Source organism: Streptomyces sp. NPDC002144 (assembly GCF_053593695.1).
The window spans coordinates 1-20,780 of the sequence record NZ_JBSFDB010000077.1; the positions used below are offsets into that span (position 1 = coordinate 1).

A 20,780-nucleotide genomic window follows, 5' to 3' on the forward strand; every position below is an offset into this window, starting at 1 on the left:
GCGAGAGCGGCGCCGCCGGTTCCGGCGACGGCGATGGAGCGGGTGAAGCGCTTGGGCTTCGGGCCCCGGCGCTACCGCGCGTACCCCTCCAAAGACCTGGTTGGCGATCTGTGCCGTCCCTTGTTCAGCCGTCTGCTAGCCATCGGTATCAGTGGCTAGCTATCGTGGTGGGTATGGCAAAGCAGACGAATATCCGACTGAACGACGATGTGAGGGCGGCCGCCGAGGATCGGGCTGCACGCCGCGGCTTGAGCCTCCAGGGGTATGTGGCCGACCTGATCGAGGCCGATGTGAACCAGTCACGCGCCGCCTTCATGGCCGGCGCTGCGGCATTCCTGGCTGGGTACGCGGACACTTTCGAGGCGGAGGTCGGTGAGGACCGGTACCCGGGTCTGGCGGATGGGCCGGCGCACAGTGCGCCGAGGGACGCCGCGTGAATCTCCGGATCGATCTCGCTTGGATCCTGGCAGTAGCGCAGCAGATCCCGGGAGATCCCCAGGTCGTCGACTATGGCGTGCCGGTCGCAGCGGAAGCACGTCACCGGGCGGAGATCCTCGACCGCCCGGTCTATCCCGAGCCCCACCACAAGGCTGCCGCACTGCTGTGTGAACTGGCGAGGAACCCGAGTTTGGAGGCACGCAATCTTCTTTTCGCGGCCACGGTGACCGCCGCCTACCTTTCGGCGTGCGGCCTTCCGGTGAGCCCCGGGCTGGACACGGTTCTCCCCTTGGCTCGCGCGGCCCGGGATGGCCTGCCAGTGCGAGATGTCGCCGCTCAGATCAAGACCTGGACGAGCTGATCGAGCAGGCTCTCCTGCGGTGCGTGTCGGTCTGGAGCACGATCAAGCTGCCCACGGCAGCGCACGGACCGGCCGTGTGTGCTCGCGGCGAGTGGACCAAGGATCTCCCGGTAGGGAAGAGGGCGAACCAGGAGAAATCGGATCACCGGTGCGCGTCTGGTCAAGGACGCTCTGGGCTGGCACATCGCCTTCCGCATCCAGACCCTCGAAGCCGCCCCCGCCCCCCACCAGGGGCCGGAGGCCGGCATCGACGCCGGAGTCACCATCCCCCTGGCCTTGTCCAACAAGGACCACCAGGACCACGGGCGTGCGCCCCGTCTCCCGGACGGCACCGCCGACCGCGACAAGTGGCTGACCCCGAAGGAAAAGGCCAAGCTCCTGAAGCTGGAGCGTCAGGCGGCACACCGCAAGAAAGGGGAGAAGACCTCCCGCCGCTTGCAGACCTCTATGACCAGATCAAGCAGCTCCGAGCAAAAGCCACGCGACGAGCCCTCAACTGGCAGCACCAGGCCACCACCTATCTCGCCGGCACGTACGGCGTGCTGGTGGTCGAACAGCTCACCATCCTCGGCATGACCAAGAGCCCAGCCCCAAGCCCGACCCTGAGCAGCCAGGCGTGTTCTGGCGCAACGGGGCCGGGGCGAAGGCCGGGCTCAACCGTGCCATCGCCCAGGAGGCGTGGGGGGCGGACCGTGACGATGCTGACGTACGAGAGCGCCCGCTACGGCGGCCGGCTCGTCAAGGTTCCCGCCCCGCCCACCTCCCAGCGGTGCTCGGCCTGCGGATGCACCACCCCTGGCAGCCGAGAGAGCCAGGAACTGTTCGCCTGCAAGAACCCCGAGTGCGGCTGGACGGCGAACGCCGACTGGAACGCGGCCCGCAACGTCTTGCACCTGTACCGGACCGGCCACGCCATCGCGGAGGTCCCGGCCGCCGGGAGGCGCGGTCGCAGGGCGGGTAAAACCGTCAAACCTGCCGCAGCAATGTAGGCGGGAATCCCCTTCCTAAGCGCAAGCGAAGGAAGGGGAGAACTTCAAGTAGGGTGGAGCTCACTTCCGGACCGTTTCAGACCAGTCCCCCCGCCGATCCGCCGTCCAGTCGGCACATCATGCCGTTGGCGACCGGGCCGAGGCCGATCATGTACTTCAGGCTCTGGAAGCACGACTCGAAGTCGATGAGTTCGTCGATCACGAGGTTGGTGTTGGACCGGCGCAGGAACAGTCGGGTGACCTCCTTCTCGGTGGTCCCGCGCTGCTCGGCGACCCGTTGGAGGCCTCGTACCTTCTCCCGGTCGGCTAGGGGCCCCAGCAGCAGGGTGGAGACGCTGCCGTTGTGGCCGCGCGCGGTGGAGGCCAGCGTGCCGGTGAGCACCCGCAGCGCTGCCTTGCTGGCGGAGTAGACGCCGGACTGCTCGCGGGCGTGGTAGATCGCGTCGGAGTTGACGACGACGACCGAGCAGAAGCGGTCGCGTGGTGCGAGCAGCAGGTCGAGCAACAGGCGGTAGGGCACGAGCGCGTTGACGCGGAAGACGCTTTCCAGCTCTCGTAGTGAGGGCGTGCCCGTCTTCTGGTCGGGGTAGCGGACCGCGTTGTACACGACCGCCTCTGGGGCGTCGCCGATCTTCTCCGGAAGCCATTCCAGTGTTTCCGGGAGGGAGAGATCGGCCTGGATGTATTCCAGGTCGGCGGGGAGGTCCGTCTCACCGGCGGGCCGTCGACCCACTGCCGTCACAGCCCAGCCCTCCGCCGCCATACGGCTGGCGAGATGCGCGCCCAGGTTCTGGCTGGCTCCGAGGACGAGCGCTCGCTTCTTCTCCATCCCTCACCTCTTGCAGCTGACGAGGAGACCGTTCCTGGTCCCGATGAACGCGGAGAACAGCCGTGGGCTCCGTCCCACAGCGCGGTTGTAGGTGTGGATGGCCTTCAGCTCCTGCGTGCCGTCGCCGCCGTCGGCCGACTCGCTGCTGAAGTCGCCCAGGGCGAAGGCGTCGTCGGCGACGAGCAGCCCGCCGGGCTCGAGCAGCGGGTAGCCGGCGGCGAGGTAGCGGGGGTATGACTTCTTGTCGCCGTCGATGAAGAGCATGCCGACCGACTCGGGGGGCACCGTCGACAGGTAGTCCACCGCGTCGCCCACGATGACCTCCACCCGGTCGGCAACTCCTGCCTTCTCAAGGTTGGCGCGGGCCAGGTCGGCGGCCCGGGAGTTGATCTCGAGGGTGGTCACTCGTCCGCCCTCGGGCAGGCCGCGCGCGAGATGGATCGTGGAGAAGCCGAAGAGGGTGCCGATCTCGATGACGTGCCGCGGACTCCTCAGCGTGGTGAGCATCTGCAGTATGCGTGCGGCGTTGTCGTCGACCTGGATCGCCGGCATTGCCTGGTCCAGAACAGCATGGCGCAGGATCTCCTCCAGGACCGGCTCGCGGTTGCCGAGGACGGCCCGCACGTAGTGGGTGGGAAAACCGTCGCGGTCAGGGGCGTTCGTCTCAGGCAACGCCCACCTCCTGGTCGCTGTCGTCGTCGTAGAAGGCGAACGCCGCCGTGCAGTTGGGCTCTTGGCTGGGTGTGTCGTAGTCGAAACAGGCGGTGAAGCGGTTCCGTAGCTGGGGGTGGGCGGGGATCTCCTCCAGGGAGAGGCGTTGGTAGGGAGCGAACATCTCAGCGCTCTGGGCGGCTCCCCAGAGGTAGGTGAAGTAGGCACCGGGGTTGGCGCGCAGCATCGGCCAGGTGAAGTAGGTGAGGAAGTCCCCGACGGAGCAGTGGCGGGAGATGCCGAAGCGCTCGTCGAGGCGGTGGAACGCCTCGAGGATCCCGCCCTGCGGACGGCGGTGGATCTCGAAGTCCAGCGCGGCGGTGACCGCCCGGTCCACGTACGTGCCCTGGTACTCCAGCTTCTTGATGCGCTGGCACTGGGCCAGCCCGGCCCGGTCCTGGGCGGAGATGGGGAGGTGACGGCCGAACTCCGGGTGGAACACCCACCGCTCGAACCACATGCTCAGGTTCTCCAGCCGCTCCAACGGGAGGTACTCCAGCCCGGACTGGTTGGGGATCCGTTTGCGGATCAGCAGGTGGTTGACGGCGTGGCCGAACTCGTGGAAGAGGCTGTGCACGTTCTGGAAGGTGATGTGACGGACGCCGTCCGGGCCGCGCCGGAAGCGGCACGAGACGTAGGCGACGGGCCGCTGGACCAGTCCGCTCCAGTCGGTGCGGTTGCGGATGCCGGTGGTCGTGTTCGCTTTGAACGTTTTGTGGTCGGTGTCCCACAGGTCGAAGTGGACGTGGCCGATCTCCTCGTCGCCGGAGCGTACCGCGCAGGTCAGTACGTGGTCATGCGTGCCGGAGACGGGGCGGACGTCCAGACCGAAGGTGGTGCGGGCCACCGCGAAGACAAAGTCCAGGCATGCGCTCAGCGGGAACTGAGGCAGGGGTGCGGTGCCGGACACCATGCGCATGAAGGCACCGAAGTGGTCCATGGGGGTTTCGGTGGCACCGGTCACCTGCTGGACACGCGCCGCCAGGGTGTCGTAACCGCGCAGCGCCTGCTCGAGATAGCGGTCGAGGAAGCCGGCGACGGTGGCCTGCGGGACACCACACTTGCGCAGGGTGTGGTCGAGGGTGGTCTCGTATCCGGCAGCCAGACTCTGGCCCCGTTGCTCGGCGATCATCCCGTCGACGGCGGCGACCAGGGCGTCCTGGTGGCGGTCGCGCATCTTCCGCCATGCCCGGACCAGTTTGGCGCGCCGGCGGGTGTCGGTCGTGTCGCTGGTCAGGCGGTAGAAGACGGCGGCTGGGCCGGCGTTTGCGACGTTTACTCCAAGGCGCTTCAGCAGGGCGAGCTGGTCCTGCTGGATCGTGTGGAGGATGCCCTTCGCCTCGCCCAGCAGCTGTGCCATCCGTTCCTCGCCGTCCGGGTCCGGCGCCTGGGTTTTGTGCCGCAGCTGCTCCAGCAGGCGGCGGCGGGAGTCCTCCGCCTCGAGATCGGCACAGCGCAGCTGTTCGAGCAAGGTGATCAGCCGCTCGTCGATCTCGGGGGCGTGGTAAAAGCGGTCCCGCCAGGGGAGGAGGCGGTCGTAGTTGACGTGCCGCTCGTTGGCCTCCAGGTACAGGAAGACGTACGCCACGTTGTTGTAGATGGAGACGATCTCCACCAGGAGGTCCTGTGTCAGGGCCGGTTCGGTGAGAATGGCCCGCAGCCGGACCATCATCCCGTGTAACGACTCGTCCATGGCGGTGACGCTGGCCCTGTCCGGGGCGGTGAGGGTGTCTACGGGCATGGCGGGGCCTCCTCGTCGAGGTGCTGGAACCTGAAGTGGTAGAGGTCACCGTTGTAGGAGCCGCAGTACATGCTGCCGTCGGGACCGGTCACCGGTGTGATGTCCAGCGCGGGTTCGTGGTCGGCGAGCCCCAGCACCTGACTGCTCTCCCAGCGGAACCGGCCGTCCTGCCTGCCGAGGCAGACGATGTTCCCGTGCCGGGCCGTGGCGATGAAGTCGCCGTCGGGCAGAACGGTGAGCGAGCTGTACTCGCGGGGTGCGCCCTGGGGTGAGGTCCAGACGACGTCGTGACTGTGGATGTCGATCCCGGCGACCGTGTCGCGCCGCGTGCCGACCGCGAGGATGCCGCCCGAGACGGCCGGGCTGCCTGTGATCTTGGCGTCGAGGAACACCTCGCCCCGCAGCCAGCCCGTGCTGCTGTCGAGGAAGAGGCACTGCCCGTTCACGGGGCAGACCGCGACCTCGCCCGTCGTGTGCAGTGCGGCCGGGGATGCCTTGATCGCGTGGCCGGTCTCCTGCCGCCACAGCTCGGTGCCGTCGGGCGCGAGAGCCAGGACGTGTTCGGCGCAGCACAGGACCGCGGTGTCCCTCTCGGTGGTGACGGGGCTGGCGTACGGGTCACGGTGTGCGGCGGTGCCCTCGTGGCGGGCATGCCAGGGGCGGGGCAGGCTCCGCTCGAACACCTGCTTGCCGGTGTCCAGGTCCAGGCCGAGGCAGCGGCTGTGGAATGCTGCGATGACCAGGACGTCCGCTGCGGGAAGTACGGTGGGGGTCGCGTACACCGGCGTCCCGGCCTCGGCGGACCACACCAGCGCGCCCTTCAGGTCGAAGCACGCGACCAGCCCGCTCGTAGCGGCCACCACCACCCGCCGGCGAGGTGCGTCAAGCACCAGGGAGGCGTACACCGGGCTGTCCATCCGGCGTTTCCAGTACACCTTGCTCAGCGTGCGGTCGAGAAAGCGGACGTATCCGTCGTAACCGGCGACGATAGTGCCAGCGCCGGTGACCACAGCCGGGCTGGCACTGACCGGCACCGGGACGGTCCGGCCGAGCCGTTCGTTGTCGTAGGTCAGACGCCGGTGTCCGCAGACCATCGGCTCGCGGTCCCAACGGCTGCCCCGTTCGGGCTTTCCCGGCAGGACGAGCACGTTCTTGGCGGGGTCGTGACGGAACGCCGACCCCCTGGGCGGCTCACGCAACGCGGACCTCCGTTCCCACGTGGACCTCTCGGCGGAGCATGCGCCAGAAGACAGCTGCTTGGACGGCCGTCGCCACTCCGTTGGAGGCGACGGCGAGGAATGCCGAGTCGAGCAGGAAGACGGCGTACCACGACAGCGGGATCGTCAGCAGATAGGTGGCCAGGGTCGAGGCGACGAACAGGACGGCACCGCGCTGGTGGACGACCAGGAGCGTGGACAGGGACTGGTCGAAGATGTAGGCCGGCAGGTAGAGCAGATAGGCCAGCAGCAGGACGACCGCCAGCGAGCGGTCGAGACCGGGGCCGGCGAACGCCGCGACCAGCCAGGGTGAGCTTATGACGACGAGCAGCGCGGCCACGGCCGTCGGTACGGCGGTGTAGCTCAGCAGGGTGCGTACCGTTCTCACCCGGTCGGCTCCCTTCTGGCCGACCGCGTAGCCGTAGTAGACGAAGGTGGCCTGGACGCACGCTTGCGGCACGCGGCAGAAGACGGTGTAGATGTTGGCGGCGATGACGCTGGCAGCCAGCGTCTTGACCCCCATGGTGCCGATGAATGTCATGGGGACGATGGATCCCACGTAGTCGTTGACATGGCGGGCGCCGACACCCGCCCCGGCCACAGAGGTGGAGCGCAGTTCCCGCAGGACGGCGGCTCGCTTCGGCCCATAGAAGCGCTCGCCGCGTGTCCTCATGTGAGCGGCGAACATCCATGCGGCCGTCGCGGCCATTACGGTGTTGGCGATCACGGTCGCGGTCGCCACGGCGCTCTCTGGAGAGGCGAAGAACCGTGCCCACCCGGTTTCGAGGAACACCCAGTTGAACAGCGCGTTGACACCGAACCCGAGAACGAGCGTCGCGAGAGAGCGGTTCTTGGCACCGCAGGTCTTGAGGGCCTCGTTGAAAGCGGCGTAGAGCATGACCACTCCAACGCCGTACAGCCGCACCCGCATGTAGTCACCCAGCAGTGGGACGAGGTCCCGATCCTGCCGGAGCAGGCTCAGCACGGGCTCCGTCACCGCGGTGAGGAGCAGCGCGGCCAGTTGGCACAGTGCCAGCGTCACCAGCAGGGCTGCCGCGAGCGAGGGCAGACGTCGTGCCGTCGTGCCCTCTCCTTCGGCGATGGCGAGCCTCCCGGCGAACGCATCGATCACCCCGAGGAAGAAGGCCGAGACGCCCATGAGGAGAACGCTTCCCTGGCCTACGGCAGCGACATGGTTGACTCCCTTGGGTGCGACCATCAGCAGGTCGACCATCCCGAATCCGGTGGTCACCAGGCCGACTGCGAGCATCACCCCGGCGAATCCGGCGTAGTTGGAGACGGTGAGGCGGGTGTGCTCCCTCACTGGCGCCGCTCGCCGGTGCCCGTGAGGCCCGCCGTCTGCGCCAGCATCCGCTCGAATCGGTCCCGTGCCGGACTGGAGGCGTTTTGTGCGGCCCGGAAACCGGACCTCAGCAGCGGCTCGTTACCAGGCGCGAGTCGGCAGAGCGTCAGGTAATGGTCGACAGCCCGCTCGTACTCGCCCAGCTCCTCCCAGCAGCGCGTGGCACGCAGCAGATGGTGGCCGACGTACGGAGGCCCCATCGCGGCCGCCTCTTCATAGAGCTCAGCGGCCCGACGTTTGTCACCGGCTCGCTGATGAACCTCCGCCAATTCGGCGTAGCTGGGCGACCATGCGGAATCGAGCGCGATGAGCGACTCCCCGGCGTGCCTGGCCTTGTCGAAGTCACGCGTAACGTAGAGGTGTTCCTTGAGCGTGGACTCGTAGTACGTCTTCAGGAAGTTCAGCTCGTACGGCCGCGAGCGGCGGCTGATTGCCTCCTGTGCTGCCTCCCTGGTGCGCTCCATGTAGCGCCGGGTCGAAACCGCCTGCCCCTTTCCGGCCGGGATCATGGCGAGGGCTCGGTTCCACGCAGAGATCGTCGTCGGATCGATGCGCCCCGGGTCCTTGGTGAGCGCACATCCGGTGCGGACGTACCAACGGAAGTCCGCTTCCCTCAGCTCCTTGCGCTTTAGGTACCAGACCACGGCCTGCGCGCAGACGTCGATGACGCGTTCCCGGGGCACCGTGCCAGCCTCGATCGCCTCACGCATCCGGCTGAACGCCGCGGGCGAGCCAACGCCGTCGTCGCAACGGTTCGCCACCATGAAGTCGAGCATGGCGGTTTCCAGCCGGTCGCGCGGGGTGACCGCCCGGGCTTCGGCGAGCCGCAAGAGGCGCGAGGCGGGATCGAAGCGGGAGATCGTGATGAGGGCTGACGCCACATTGACCAGGCCGATAACCGAGAGGTCGGATGCGTTGTCCACCAGCTCGGCCAGCCGCACCACGGCAGGTCCGGGCTGGTCACTCAAATCGGCCAGCGGTTCGTAGCGGCGCCCGTCCAGCAGGGCGGCTTCCCGGAGCACACCAGGCTCGAAGACCTGGGTGAAGGAGTATCCGTAGCGATCCGTACGCAGCTCGCGGTAGTGCTCCACGCAGGCCTGGGAGAAGAGGTCCACGGGCCGGTCCGGAGCGGAGGTGTACTCGAGCCGGATCAGCGTTTCTTGAAAGGAGTTTCGGCGGAACACGGGCTCAGTCATGACGAAGCTCCTTCCACAGTCCACTCCGGGCGGCCGCGAGCTGGCACGAGAGGCTTTCGGCGGGTGGGCGGCTGGCACCTACGCGGGGAGCCGGTGGCACCGGGGTCACGTCGTGCCAACCGCCGCTGTGCATAAGGTGATCAGGCGAGGAGCTCGTCGAGCTCCGTGTCGATACCCTCCAGTACTTCGCCGTCGCGGTCGGCGCCCTCGAACAGGTCATTCGCCAGGGCGTCGGCGTCGAAGAAGAGTTCCGACGTCACAACGGGAAAGAAGGCGGGCTTCTTCTCGAACGGGTAGCTCTCCATTGTCAATCCCTCCTTCAAAGGGGCAGACATACCCAGCTGAATCGGCTGAGTATCAGCACCTTCTCGACTTTCGCAGCCGTCGGTCAAGGGACGCAATGAGCCATGAACACTCCTGGGAGTAATGGCTGATTCCGTTTCTCTGATCTTGCGGAATGATTCCTGAGCTGCACTTTTTGAAAGCGGTCGCGGCGGGTGGTGGCTGACAGCTACCAGCTTCGGTTGACCGATTCGTCGCAGGAGGCACGGCATCGGATTCGGTGTCTGGTGAAGGGGTAGGCTCTGCCATCCCGCCGAATCAGTCGTACACCGATCTTCGAGGACCGGGCTGGAAGATGAGATATCGCTGTTTGGGGACAACCGGACTGAAAGTCTCGCGCCTGTGTCTGGGGACAGCCACTATGGGCTCTCGCTGGGGGGCCCGGTGGACAATGCCCGAAGGGGACGCGGATTCCCTGATCGGGAGCGCCCTCGACCTCGGCATTAACTTCTTCGACACGGCAAACGTATACAACGGCGGGGAAAGCGAGACATGGCTGGGCAGAGCCCTTCGACGCCGGTCGGTACGGGACACCGTGGTCGTCGCCTCCAAATTCGGCTACCGGACGGATCCGCGCAACGCCAACAGCGGAGGATGCAGCCGCAGCGCGATGTTCACCGCGGTGGAACAGTCGCTCCAGAGGCTGGGCACGGACTACATCGACCTGTACTACCTGCACCTGTGGGACGGCGTGACACCGCCCGAGGAGACGCTGGCCGCGGCCGGGGACCTGATCTCCGCCGGCCGGATCCGGTACTTCGGCCTCAGCAACGTGCCCGGCTGGTACCTCGGGCAGGTCCAGGTGATGTCCCAGTGGCGGGGGCTGCCGGCACCGGCCGCGGTCCAGATGAACTACAACCTCCTCGAGCGGTCCGTGGAGCACGAGATGACGCCCCTCCTCCGCAACGGGCCGTCCCTCGTGAGCTGGGGCCCCTTGGCCAACGGCCTCCTGGCCGGCCACTACCGGGTGGATCCGAAACGGCGTGAGATCCACGGGCGGGGCAGGCTGACAGACGCGTTCACGACGGGAGACATCGACCCGTTCCAGCAGGTGGTCACCCAAGTGCTCGACTGCCTCGGCGGCATCTCAAGGGAGCTCGGGTGCAGCGCCGCACAGGTCGCACTGGCCTGGCTGCTGCACAAACCCGCGGTCACCTCCGTGGCTCTCGGGGTCTCGTCGCCGAAGCAACTCCTCGAGAACGCCGCGGCACTGGACATGGAGTTGCCGGCCGAGATGGTCGCCCGGCTCGATGCGGCAAGCGCGCGGCCCGTCCCCTACCCGTACACCTTTTTGGAGGCGGCGTACCAGGAGAGCGTTCACGCCGATCAGTCCCCGGAAGGGGCGGAGCCGACCGGTTCGGGCGCGCCCTGATCGTGGTGGGTCCGCAGGCTGCGCCGGATCTCCTGGGCGTTGTGCGGACTGCCCAGGGCGTAGGCGACCAGGTCGGGGCCCAGGCCGTAGTCGATGCCCAGCCAGTCGTAGAAAGCCGTGGCCTGCCGTCGGTAGATGGTGGCCAGCCAACTGGTCGAGCCATGGGGCGCTGCCTGCGACTCGAACCATCCGGCCAGGCAGTGCTGCACGTACTCCTCGATGGAGTGTTCCACCGTCCGGGTCTGGATGAGCCGGCGTACTGGCGTGAACAGGTCGTCGATCAGACGCTCCTTGCCCTGCAATTCGTTGGCGGCGTTCGCCGCGAGCAGCGGTGCGCAGTGGAGTCCGTCCCGGTAGGTGCCGGTCAGCAGGTACAGCCCGGGCAGCGCGGACCAGCCGATCAGCGGGAAGCCGTCGAGGGTGACCGGCCGGTTTCCCACCAGCCACTGCTCAACCTCGTGATGCGTCACCTCCTCGTCGAGCTGCTGCATCGCGCACTGCGTCAGGAAGTGCACATCGGTCATGGGCACGCTGGTCAGCGGTTCCTTCGCGACACTGTTGGTGGCGCCCAGGTACTCCCTGCCGCCGCCGAGCGGTACGACGTGCAACCCGCAGGCGAAGGCCCGGTTGGGCGTTCGGACCACGCTCTCGAAGGGCGTGCCGGACGCGCGCCGGGCGACCAGGGCGAATCCGCGCCCCGCGAAAAGGGGGATGAGCTGCGACGGCGTGAGCGCGGTCTGCAGCAGGGACGCGCCGCGGGCGCCGCCCGCCACCACCACGGTCTCCGCCTCTACGCGGACTCCGTTCGCCAGCCGGACGCCGCAGACCCGGTCGTCCACCGCGACCAGTGCCTCGGCGTTCTCGTCAACCAGGGCCACTCCGGCTCCCTTGAGCCGCCCTTCCAGGGCGGCCAGAAGCCGCCGCGCGTCGACGGCGCCCTCCCCGGGCAGGTGCAGGGCGCGCAGTGCCCGCTGGTCGGCGCGCGGGTGGTAGCCGACGATCTCCCCCGGGTCGACCTCGCGGACGTCCTCGCCGTACGCGGTCAGCGCGTCGCCCGTCGCCGCGTAGTTCACCGAATCGAGGTAGGAACCGCACGTGTTGAGGACGACGTGGGTGCTCTCAGCCACCGTCAGCGGTTGCTGCCCGGCCGGGGCGTCGGACTCCAGGCGACGCAGCACCTGCGGCCACAACCGGTGCGCGGCCCGGCTCATCTCGAACTTGATCCTGGCTGGCTCGGTGCGCAGCGTTTCCGTGGTTACTTCACCGAAGCAGCCGAGCATGGCACCGGCCGCCTGACTCGCGCCCGTCTCGCGGCCGCGCGGGCCCACGACGGCGATCGTTCCCGATCCCCGCATGATCAGCTCCTCCGCCAGGAAGAGGCCCAGCGCGCCATTACCGATGATCAGAGTGTCGTAATACTCCACGCTCGCCATAGCAGACCGCCTGAATGCCTGTCAGGCCGGATTCCGGCCAGGAATTGTCATGGGAGTTGGCGTCGAAAACCGGACAGCATGTCCACCCGGTGGAATACGGGCAAAAGAATGATCGCTCGGGAACGGTACTCGCCCACCCGCCCGTCGGTCCACAGCCCCTCGATATCCGTCCGGGCGGAAGAAGGGCCTACCGCAAGAGATCAGCCAATCAAGGGATCGTCGCCCTCTCTGCACCGCGGCTCAAGGGCCTGCGGACGCACTACTCTCCCCCCACAGGTCTGATATAGGGTGATCCGGCACCGCTGAACACCAGGGTTGCCCGGGGGTCCGACTAATGGCTGCTCACATTCCCGACCCGTATCTGATGTATGCACGACTCCGCGAACAAGGTCCGATTCACCGGAAGGTCAATCGCTACGGACACGACACCTGGCTCGTCACCAGTTACGAAGCCACGCGGTCGGTGCTTCTTGATCCCCGCCTTTCCAGAAACCCGCACCACGCGCCGCAATGGATGCGGGACCAGGAACTCACCGGCGGCGGTGTGCTCGGCGTCAATCTGCTGGCCAGCGATCCACCGGATCACACACGAATACGCCGCCTCGTCTCCCAGGCCTTCACCCGCCGCCGGGTCGAAGGTCTGCGACCGCGCATCCAGGCCATCGCCGACGACTTGCTGGAGGACATGGCACGGTGCGCAGAGGTCGACCTGCTGGAGTCCTTCGCGGCGCCGCTGTCGCTCACCGTCACCTGCGAACTGCTCGGTGTCCCGGCCGAGGACAGCGCCGATTTCCGGCGCTGGACGCGGGAGACGATGATTCCACCGATCGACGAGGAGTCGAAAGCGGTCCTGCGCCGGGGCACGCTCGCCATGAAGAACTACCTCGCCCAACTGATCGACGAGTGGCGTGGCAGAACATCTCCGCGGCTCGCGCCCGATGAACAGCCCACGCTGACCGGCGCGCTGATCGCCGCGATGGATGAAGGCGACCAGCTCTCGGACCAGGAACTGCAAGGCACCCTTGCCCTGTTGCTGATGGCCGGGCACGAAACGACCGTGAACCTGGTCGGGAACGCAATGGCGGCTCTATTCCGCCATGCCGACCAGTTGAGTCTGCTGCGTGAGACCCCGGACCTGCTTCCGAGCGCGATCGAGGAACTCCTGCGCTTCGCCAGCCCGGTGGAGATGGCGATGCCCCGCTACGCCACCGAGGACCTGACGCTCGCCGGGGCCGACATACCGGCCGGGGGTGTGGTGCTGGCCTGCATCGCATCCGCCAACCGTGACACAGCCCAGGTGGAGGCCGGCGACTCCCTCGACATCACCAGGCCGGACGCGCAGGCGATGCTGAGCTTCGGGCACGGGGCACACTTCTGCCTGGGCGCGGCACTCGCCCGGCTCGAGGCCCGCATCGCCCTGGAGTCCCTACTACGACGCTTCCCCGGGCTGCGGCTCGCCTGCCCGCCCGAGTCGCTGGCTTGGCGGCACAGTGCCGTGCGGGGGCTGGAGAAGGTGCCGGTGGTGCTGGGGTAGGAGGGGGCGCGAGCACGGGATCCCTGCACCTGGTCGCTGTGCGTGATCAAGGGGACGACTCGCGTCGCCTCAACGACCCGCGTCACTCCGCGGCCTGCTGCTTGCGCCACGCCATCAGCGCGTCGATCTCGTTCTCCACCTTGCGGATGGCCTCGCCGTACGCGTCGATGATCCAGTCGTCCTCGTCGAGGAAATGCGGGAAGGCGAGTTGAGCGTCCACGTGCGCCTCGGCTGCGGGGAAGTCGCCCTCGGCATAGAGACGTTTGCCGGGAGCGAAGGGACCTTGCCTGCGGTAGCCATCCTCATAGCGGGTGAAGAGCGCGGTGCGGTGAAGCAGCGGGTGGTACCCACGGGGCAGGACCAGCAGTCCCTCTGCCTGGAGAGCCTTGGCATAGGTGTCGATGTCCACACCAGCCGCCTCGGCGTCGAAGCCTGCGGTGTAGCCGAGCCACGAGCCACGGGTGACATACGACCGGGTGACGGGGGGCCGCAGCAGGCGGGAGGACTCCAACTGCCGGGTGAGGGCGTTGTAGCGCCGCGCGCGTCGGTCCATCAGGTCCTCGATCCGGCGAAACCTGCGGTAGGAGATGGCGACGCCCAGGGCGTGCATCCGGAAATTGTGCCCGTATCCGGTCTCCACGAACGGCAGGTACTTCTCTGACCTGACCTGGGCCTCGCTGCGGCGCGCGAAATGGCCGACGAGGTTGGCCCTTTCCATGATCTCGTCGTCGTCGGTGACGAGCGCGCCGCCCTGGCCGCCGCTGAGCAGTTTGCTCGACCCCAGGCTGAAGGCCGCCACATGACCGAGGGAACCGACGCGTCGGCCGCGGTACGTGGCGCCGATCGCAAGCGAGGAGTCCTCCACGACGCGCAGGCTGTGGTCCTGGGCGATCTGCATGATCTCGTCCATCTCGGCCGGGTGGCCCCACTGGTGGGTGACCACGATGGCCCGGGTGGCATCGGTGATGCGTTTGCGGACGTCGTCCGGGTCGAGGTTGCCGGTCTCCGGGTCCACATCAGCGAGGACGGGAACGACTCCGAGGCTCACCAGTGGGGTGACGGTCGCGAGGAATGTGTACGTCGACGCGATGACCTCGTCGCCGGGCTCCAGCCCGAGTCCGAAGTAGGCCGAGTACAGGGCACTGGTCCCGGAGTTGGTGAGAACGGCGTAGCGCACGCCGTGGAAGGCGGCCAGTTCGTCCTCGTAGCGTCCCAACAGGCCTTCGCGTCCGTAGAAGGACAGCCGTCCGCTCTTGCTGTACATGAACTGGATCACGGCGTCCCGATCTTGCGCCGTGAAGGCGACCGGGTTACCGATGACACCCGGGTCGCCGATCGTGGGCTCTCCTCCGAGGATGGCCAGCGTCATCGGATCCCCCTCCGTTCCCCAACCGGCCTTCGACGGACAAGTCCTTGGCTACTCATCCTTCCCACTTGGCCGGCGCATCTCCACGTCGCGGCCGCCACTGACTGCAGATTGGCTGATTGGTACGCCACGGCGGCGGCATTCGGACCCCAGTGTCTTCGCGGTGGAAAGCGACGTGGCGGTGTGCACTCTGGCCGAGCTGCAATCATGCTCCACGCCCAGGGGGTGTCCGCGGCAGCGACAGAGCGCTTCGCCGAGCACGTAGCTGGCCGTCTGCATCTCGCCTCGCTTGCGCCGGCCAGTGCCTCGTAAACCGCGGCACAGGGAAACACGCTGCGCCAGCGCCGAAGGAAGCGTCGAAGAAGTCAACGTCCGTCAACTCGACTTCGAGACCGACGGCGCGGGACCCGTTGCCTCCCGCTGCCCGAACGTGATCCCCGCGCACCAGGTCGGGCCGGGCGCCGGCGAGGGCGACGACCCGCCGGAGGCACTCCACGAGAGCGGACCCGACGCGAAAGACCCGCCCACGGTCATCAGTCCGAGCAGGCGGGTGTTGTTGCCGGGGCCGATCCGGCGCGTACCGCGCGGAGGGATGTGAGCGTCCCACCGACCCTTTCGAAATCGGCCTCCCGAGATGCCGGGCCTAGCCACGGCCCGTCCAGAGACCGTCGGGGTCCTGCAGGGTGGCGCGGAACCGGTCGATCGTGGCCCGCACATGCGTCGCCTCGCCCCACTCTGCGCCGTCCTCCCCCGCAGGCAGACGTCCGTGGCCCACGAGGGCTCGGCCACCGCAGCCACGTCCCCGGGTGTCGCGTACACCCAGTGCAGCACCGTCAGATTAGGCCGGTGGTCACAGGGTGGTGGACCATTCGACGACGGTACGCGCGTACGTCTTTGGGTCGTGGCCGTGCATCGAGTGGGGCATCTCGGGAAAGGCCCGGTAGGTGAACCGCTGGCCGGCGGCGGTGACGAGTTCTTCGACCCGGCGGACCTGCAGGTCGGAGAGGGCGCCCATGAGGGTGCCGGTTGTTTCGTCGACCTGGTGGAAGTGATGCGTGAACAGGACGGGAACCTTGACGTGGGCGAGCATGTTCTCGTGGTCACATGACGCGGTGGCCGATCCCGACGCAAACGCCCGTCCCCACTCGGGGTCGTACTCCTTGAGGTCCTGCGGAGGGCCCTGCAGCGTGTCCCCGGTGTCGGTGGGTGCGAAGGCGGCCAGGGCCCTGAGCATCGATGCCGGAAGTTCCTTCGGTAGCGCCTTCTGCATGCCCGCCCAGTCGCCGATCGACCACTGGTCGCCGAGCCACTTGTTCCACAGCCGGAACATCGGGCCGATGCCCTGGCTGATCGACTGGCCGATGGACGGGTTGGTCTCCGAGGCGAAGAGGGGTGCGTCCTCGTAGACGGCGGCCCGGATCTGGCCGGGCTTGGCGAATGCGGACAGCCACGCGGCGATGGTGCCGCCGGAGGACAGTCCGCTGACGATGGTCTCCCGTCCGATGACGAGATCGATGAAGCGGACGAGGTCGCTGCCGAAGTTGTCGAGCGTGTAGCGCCCTGGTGTCCAGGTGCTGCGGCCCTGGCCGCGCAAGTCGACCGCGTACACCTGGAAGTGCTCGGCGAGGAGGGGGATGGCCCGCTCGTAGCCCCACCAGGACTCGGTCTGGGCGGGGATCAACAACAGTGCCGGCCGGGTGGGCTCGCCCGCCACCACGTAGTTCATCCGGATCTCGCCGAGGTCGACCAGATGCTCCGGAAACGCGTGCGGGACGAAGGTCTCCGCGCGGTCGGCTGCTTCGAGGTACTTCATAGGTGACAGCTCCTTGTGCCGGGGTCGGTCGGCGCTGACCCGGGAATCAGTGTTCGGGGATTGCGGCTTGCGGGACTGCCAATGTGTCCGGTCCGCGCCGCAGGGATGTCAGTGGCTGCTGAGCAGGCCGAGCACCTGGTCGTAGCTACCGTTCGCCTCGGCGAAGCGAAGGAACTTCACGTTCTCGACGAGGACTTCGTGCGCGTCGGGCTGGGTTTCCAGGAGGGTCATGACCTCGGAGAGGAAGTCCTCCAGCGGCATGGCGTTCTCCGCGTTCTCCTGCCCCATGAGCGCGGTGCGTACGGCGGGCGGCACGAGCTCGATCACCTGGATGCCGGTGTCCGCGAGCTGGATGCGGACAGCGCAGGTCAGCGAGTGGATCGCCGCCTTCGTGGCGCTGTAAGTGGGAGTGAGCGGCAGCGGTACGAAGGCCAGTCCCGATGAAACGGTCATCAGGGTCGCTTCCGGCTTGGCGGCCAGAAACTCTGTGAACGCGGCGATCAGGCGCAGCGGGCCGAGCAGGTTGGTGGCGACCGTGGCCTCGGCCGTGCCGAGGAAACCGGCGGTGTGGAAGTCCTCCGGCTGCATGATCCCGGCCATGGTGATCAACACGTTCGTGTCGGGGAAGCGCGTCTGGACCGCTTCGGATGCCGCCTGGATCGAGGCGGAGTCGGTGACGTCGATCACGACGGCCTCGATGCCAGGGTGCTCGGCGGTGATCCGGCGCAGTTGCTCCTCGCGGCGTCCGCCGACGATGACCTTGTTGCCTGCCGCGTGGAGACTCAGGGCCAGGCCGAGCCCGATGCCCGACGTGGCGCCTGCAATGAAGATGGTGTTTCCCGTGGTTCTCATGGTGTGATGCCTTGCTTCCGTGGGCTGGAGGGATCGGTCGATCCGATGGGATGACTGCGCGTCAGGAACGCCCCGTCAGGCGGCGGCAGGCAGATCCGCTCCGGTGCCGGTCAGTTGGACGGTCAGGGCCCACAGCCGGGCGGCCGTCGTGGGATCGAGGGCGGCAGCAGCGGGCTTTCCGATCTTGGGGTAGCCCTTCATGCCACCGGGCCTGCTCGGGCCGACATACGCGTTGCCGGGAAGGTCCTGGGTGGCGGCGTACAGCGACGGCAGGGCGCCGTGCTCCGCATCGTTGAACAGGAAGCCGAGCACCCGGGTCACTTTGCCGGCTGCGGAGTGACTGGCAAGGTTCGTCGCGGCGATGCCGGGGTGGGCGATGAGAGATCTGACCGGGCTGCCGGACGCGGACAGGCGTCGCTGCAGTTCGGTGGAGAACAGCATCAGGTTCAGCTTGGAGTCGTTGTAGGCGGCCGTGGCCTTGTAGCGCCGGTGTTGCCCGCTGAGGTCCGCCAGGTCATCCAGGTGTGTCCTGCCCATCCGGTGCAGCTGGGAGGAGACGGAGACGACCCGGTCGCTGATGTGGGGCAGGAGCAGGTTCGTCAGCGCGAACGGTCCGAAATAGTTGGTCGCCATCTGCAGTTCGAACCCGTCGGCCGTGCGGCTGAGCGGCACGTCCATGATCCCTGCGTTGTTGATCAGGACGTCAATCGCGCCCGACCAGTGGGCCGCGAACTGCCGGATCGAGGCGAGGTCGGACACGTCGAGCTCACGTACCTCGGTACGCCCCTGGAACATGCCGGCAACCGCCTCCCCCTTGGTCACCGACCGCACGGCGAGGACAACACGCGCCCCCACGCGGGCCAGCTCACGCGCGGTGACCAGGCCGATCCCACTCGTTGCCCCGGTGACCACCACGGTGCGGCCCGTCATGTCGGGCAGATCGGCTGCGGTCCATTGCGTCATGGCGTATTTCCCCTCGTTGCGGCGCAGGCCAGGGCTGCGCTCACTCTCACGGCCTGAACGGCCGCGGTGATCCAGTCGATCCGGCAACGCGGCACGGAACAAGGACGCGCTTATCCACTGATCGGCAGGCCGTGGATAACCGGCGGTTCCCTCGTCACACTGGTCGGGCACGAAGATCGCGGCACAACGGCGGCGAGCCGCGGCAGGAAAGAGGGATGATGGACCGCTCACAGCTCGCGGATTTCCTCCGGGGCCGTCGCGAGGCCCTGCAGCCCGAGGACATCGGGCTGCCACGCCGGCCCCGGAGACGGGCCCGCGGCCTGCGCCGGGAAGAGGTCGCCGAACTGTCCGGCATGTCCGCCGACTACTACGCACGCCTGGAACGGGGAACGGGCCCGCAGCCATCCGAGCAGATGATCGCGGCGATCGCCCGCGGACTCCGCCTGTCCCTGGCGGAACGAGACCACCTGTTCCTGCTCGCCGGCCATGGCACACCCCGGCGCATCCTGCGCGGTGACCACGTCAGCCCGGGACTCATGCGCATCCTGGACCGGCTGCAGGACACCCCAGCGCAGATCATGGGCAGCGTCGGCGAAACCCTCGTCCAGACCCGGCTAGCGACGGCGCTGCTCGGCGACCAGACCCACTACACCGGCCCAGCCAGGAGTGCCGTCTACCGGTGGTTCACCGACCCCTCCTCGAGGCTGATCTACCCCGCGGCCGACCACACCGCCCACGGACGCATCTACACTGCCCAGCTGCGGCACACCGCCGCCCGGCAAGGCCCGCACTCACCAGCTGCGGCCCTTACCCGCCGGCTCCTGGACGAAAGCGAGGAGTTCGCGGTCATCTGGAACGAGCACCAAGTCGGCCTCATCTACACCGACGAAAAACGCCTCGTCCACCCCGAGGTCGGCAAACTCACCCTCCACCGCCAGACACTTCTCGACCCCGACCAGGAGCACTCACTCCTCGTCTTCACGGCCACACCCGGCACGGACAGCTACGACAAACTGCAGGTCCTGGACGTTATCGGCACTCAGCAGCTGACCGACGACCCCGCCGCCCACCACGGTGTCTTCGGCAGTCCGACAGATGAGAGCGAGAAGAACTACTGACACCACCTCAACGAGCCACCGGACTGCACTTCAAGAGACCTTCACGTTCCCAAGATCTCCCTGCAGGCGCCAACGAAACGGCGATGTCCGCAGGGAACACGAGCACCACAAAACGGCGTTGAAGCAATGAATGCCGGATCGGAGAGGGATGAACAGCACGGGAGCAGCGGCCGACGGGGTACGCGGGGTGTTCTTACCGGACTCCACACTCCCGGGCGCCGCATCGCAAGGACACGATGCCTTCCGGCGCGGGTGGGAGACACAGATCGGCGACGATGTCTTCCAGCTGCCGGCCTTCAGCCCGGACTCGGTGGGTGACTTCCGGGTCAGAGGCCGCGTAGCCAGGGTGCGCGGAGTGGCTATCGCCGATCTCCACGCCGCGTCGGCCACCCGGACCACGGACGCCCCGGGCGGCGAGCAGGACGTGGTGGAGATGTACGTAGTTCGGCGCGGCGCATGGTGGTTGGGCAGCCCGCCCGATCGCGGCGAACAGACCGTATCGGCCGGGCAGTTCCTCCTCCGGCGTGTCGGGCGCCAGTCGGTCTTCGAGACGGCGCCGCACCTCAGGGCACAATTCATGGTCCTGCCCTCCACGGTGCTCAAACCCCTGCTCGGGAACCGGATCATCACCGGGTCGGCGGACTCGGCCGAGGTCCGCCTGCTGACGGCCCTCGCGGACATGATCCACGCAACCGTGGCCGACCTCAGTACGGCCGGTGTGGAAGCCGCCCACAGCAGCCTGATCGAGCTGACCAAGTCGGTGGCGAGGGGCCGGTTCGACGACGTGGAACCTCGGCTGGCTCCCGCACTCGCCGAGGCGGCCAAGAACCTCGCGGACATCCGGCTCACTGATCCCGAGCTTTCTCCGGCGATGCTCGCGCGTGAACTCAACGTCTCCGTCCGTACGCTGCAGCGGGCGTTCACCGCGGTGGGCGAGCCATTGACCACCTACATCCGCCACCGGCGGCTGGAAGAGGCCCGGCTCGCCCTCACCGCGCCGTCCGGTCGCCTGAGCATCTCGGAACTCGCCGCTCACTGGCGGTTCGCGGACAGCAGTCACTTCACCCGGGCCTTCAAGAAGCAGTACGGCCAGACTCCCACTGAGTACGCCCGCTCGACCGGAGTGGAGTCGCTGTAGACGA

18 protein-coding genes and 1 pseudogene are annotated in these 20,780 nt (G+C 67.6%); 7 read left to right on the plus strand and 12 right to left on the minus strand.

Features of this window, described 5'->3' with window-relative positions; genetic code table 11:
• Positions 1-173: 173 nt before the first annotated feature.
• From ACWCQ1_RS47600 to ACWCQ1_RS47610, 3 genes and pseudogenes are all read left to right on the plus strand, one after another.
• Positions 174-437 (plus strand): hypothetical protein, encoded by a 264-nt coding sequence (locus tag ACWCQ1_RS47600; RefSeq protein WP_451029550.1) that lies wholly within the window; start codon positions 174-176, stop codon positions 435-437.
• Positions 434-799: a hypothetical protein gene (locus ACWCQ1_RS47605; protein WP_451029551.1), complete on the plus strand. Its 366-nt coding sequence runs from the start codon at positions 434-436 to the stop codon at positions 797-799. Before ACWCQ1_RS47600 ends, ACWCQ1_RS47605 begins: the two co-directional genes overlap by 4 nt.
• An 83-nt stretch (positions 800-882) precedes the next feature.
• Positions 883-1,788 (plus strand): annotated as a pseudogene (locus ACWCQ1_RS47610) (RNA-guided endonuclease InsQ/TnpB family protein); the annotation flags it as partial.
• A gap of 76 nt (positions 1,789-1,864) precedes the next feature.
• Here the strand turns inward: ACWCQ1_RS47610 and ACWCQ1_RS47615 are convergent.
• The 7 genes from ACWCQ1_RS47615 to ACWCQ1_RS47645 all read right to left on the minus strand — a co-directional run bounded on the left by ACWCQ1_RS47615 (position 1,865) and on the right by ACWCQ1_RS47645 (position 9,150).
• A complete protein-coding gene (locus tag ACWCQ1_RS47615; RefSeq protein WP_451029552.1) occupies positions 1,865-2,617 on the minus strand; it encodes an SDR family NAD(P)-dependent oxidoreductase in 753 nt (250 codons plus the stop codon).
• A gap of 3 nt (positions 2,618-2,620) precedes the next feature.
• A complete protein-coding gene (locus ACWCQ1_RS47620) occupies positions 2,621-3,289 on the minus strand; it encodes an O-methyltransferase (RefSeq protein WP_451029553.1) in 669 nt (222 codons plus the stop codon).
• A complete protein-coding gene (locus ACWCQ1_RS47625; protein ID WP_451029554.1) occupies positions 3,282-5,069 on the minus strand; it encodes a M3 family metallopeptidase in 1,788 nt (595 codons plus the stop codon). The genes ACWCQ1_RS47620 and ACWCQ1_RS47625 overlap by 8 nt, the downstream gene beginning before the upstream one ends.
• Positions 5,060-6,268 carry an outer membrane protein assembly factor BamB family protein gene (locus ACWCQ1_RS47630; RefSeq protein ID WP_451029555.1) on the minus strand — a complete coding sequence of 403 codons (1,209 nt, stop codon included), beginning with the start codon at positions 6,266-6,268 and terminating at the stop codon, positions 5,060-5,062. Before ACWCQ1_RS47630 ends, ACWCQ1_RS47625 begins: the two co-directional genes overlap by 10 nt.
• The gene (locus tag ACWCQ1_RS47635) at positions 6,261-7,610 is read right to left on the minus strand and encodes an MATE family efflux transporter (protein WP_451029556.1); all 1,350 of its coding nucleotides are present in this window, start codon (positions 7,608-7,610) and stop codon (positions 6,261-6,263) included. Before ACWCQ1_RS47635 ends, ACWCQ1_RS47630 begins: the two co-directional genes overlap by 8 nt.
• Complete coding sequence (locus ACWCQ1_RS47640) at positions 7,607-8,845, minus strand: tetratricopeptide repeat protein (protein ID WP_451029557.1); 1,239 nt, start codon at positions 8,843-8,845, stop codon at positions 7,607-7,609. Before ACWCQ1_RS47640 ends, ACWCQ1_RS47635 begins: the two co-directional genes overlap by 4 nt.
• Before the next feature lie 140 nt (positions 8,846-8,985).
• The gene (locus ACWCQ1_RS47645; RefSeq protein WP_167998616.1) at positions 8,986-9,150 is read right to left on the minus strand and encodes a hypothetical protein; all 165 of its coding nucleotides are present in this window, start codon (positions 9,148-9,150) and stop codon (positions 8,986-8,988) included.
• Positions 9,151-9,482: 332 nt separating this feature from the next.
• Between ACWCQ1_RS47645 and ACWCQ1_RS47650 the strand changes: the two genes are divergently transcribed.
• Entirely contained in the window at positions 9,483-10,559 is a 1,077-nt protein-coding gene (locus tag ACWCQ1_RS47650; protein WP_451029558.1) for an aldo/keto reductase, read from the plus strand.
• On the opposite strand, the gene ACWCQ1_RS47655 is transcribed toward ACWCQ1_RS47650, so the two are convergent.
• Complete coding sequence (locus ACWCQ1_RS47655) at positions 10,514-11,983, minus strand: NAD(P)/FAD-dependent oxidoreductase (RefSeq protein WP_451029559.1); 1,470 nt, start codon at positions 11,981-11,983, stop codon at positions 10,514-10,516. The genes ACWCQ1_RS47650 and ACWCQ1_RS47655 overlap by 46 nt on opposite strands.
• Positions 11,984-12,356: 373 nt before the next feature.
• Here ACWCQ1_RS47655 and ACWCQ1_RS47660 point away from each other — a divergent pair, with 373 nt between their 5' ends.
• Positions 12,357-13,526, plus strand: a complete 1,170-nt coding sequence (locus ACWCQ1_RS47660) for a cytochrome P450 family protein (RefSeq protein WP_451029571.1) — start codon at positions 12,357-12,359, stop codon at positions 13,524-13,526.
• Between the two features lie 82 nt (positions 13,527-13,608).
• On the opposite strand, the gene ACWCQ1_RS47665 is transcribed toward ACWCQ1_RS47660, so the two are convergent.
• The 4 genes from ACWCQ1_RS47665 to ACWCQ1_RS47680 form a co-directional block, all read right to left on the minus strand.
• Positions 13,609-14,895 (minus strand): DegT/DnrJ/EryC1/StrS aminotransferase family protein, encoded by a 1,287-nt coding sequence (locus ACWCQ1_RS47665; protein WP_451029560.1) that lies wholly within the window; start codon positions 14,893-14,895, stop codon positions 13,609-13,611.
• 847 nt (positions 14,896-15,742) lie between these two features.
• Positions 15,743-16,705: an alpha/beta fold hydrolase gene (locus ACWCQ1_RS47670; protein ID WP_451029561.1), complete on the minus strand. Its 963-nt coding sequence runs from the start codon at positions 16,703-16,705 to the stop codon at positions 15,743-15,745.
• A gap of 108 nt (positions 16,706-16,813) precedes the next feature.
• A complete protein-coding gene (locus tag ACWCQ1_RS47675; RefSeq protein WP_451029562.1) occupies positions 16,814-17,557 on the minus strand; it encodes an SDR family oxidoreductase in 744 nt (247 codons plus the stop codon).
• Between the two features lie 75 nt (positions 17,558-17,632).
• Positions 17,633-18,520 carry an SDR family NAD(P)-dependent oxidoreductase gene (locus ACWCQ1_RS47680; RefSeq protein WP_451029563.1) on the minus strand — a complete coding sequence of 296 codons (888 nt, stop codon included), beginning with the start codon at positions 18,518-18,520 and terminating at the stop codon, positions 17,633-17,635.
• A gap of 218 nt (positions 18,521-18,738) precedes the next feature.
• Here ACWCQ1_RS47680 and ACWCQ1_RS47685 point away from each other — a divergent pair, with 218 nt between their 5' ends.
• Positions 18,739-19,638 carry a helix-turn-helix transcriptional regulator gene (locus ACWCQ1_RS47685; RefSeq protein WP_451029572.1) on the plus strand — a complete coding sequence of 300 codons (900 nt, stop codon included), beginning with the start codon at positions 18,739-18,741 and terminating at the stop codon, positions 19,636-19,638.
• Positions 19,639-19,993: 355 nt separating this feature from the next.
• Positions 19,994-20,776, plus strand: coding sequence for a helix-turn-helix domain-containing protein (locus ACWCQ1_RS47690; protein ID WP_451029564.1), 783 nt, complete (start codon positions 19,994-19,996; stop codon positions 20,774-20,776).
• Positions 20,777-20,780 lie beyond the last annotated feature (4 nt).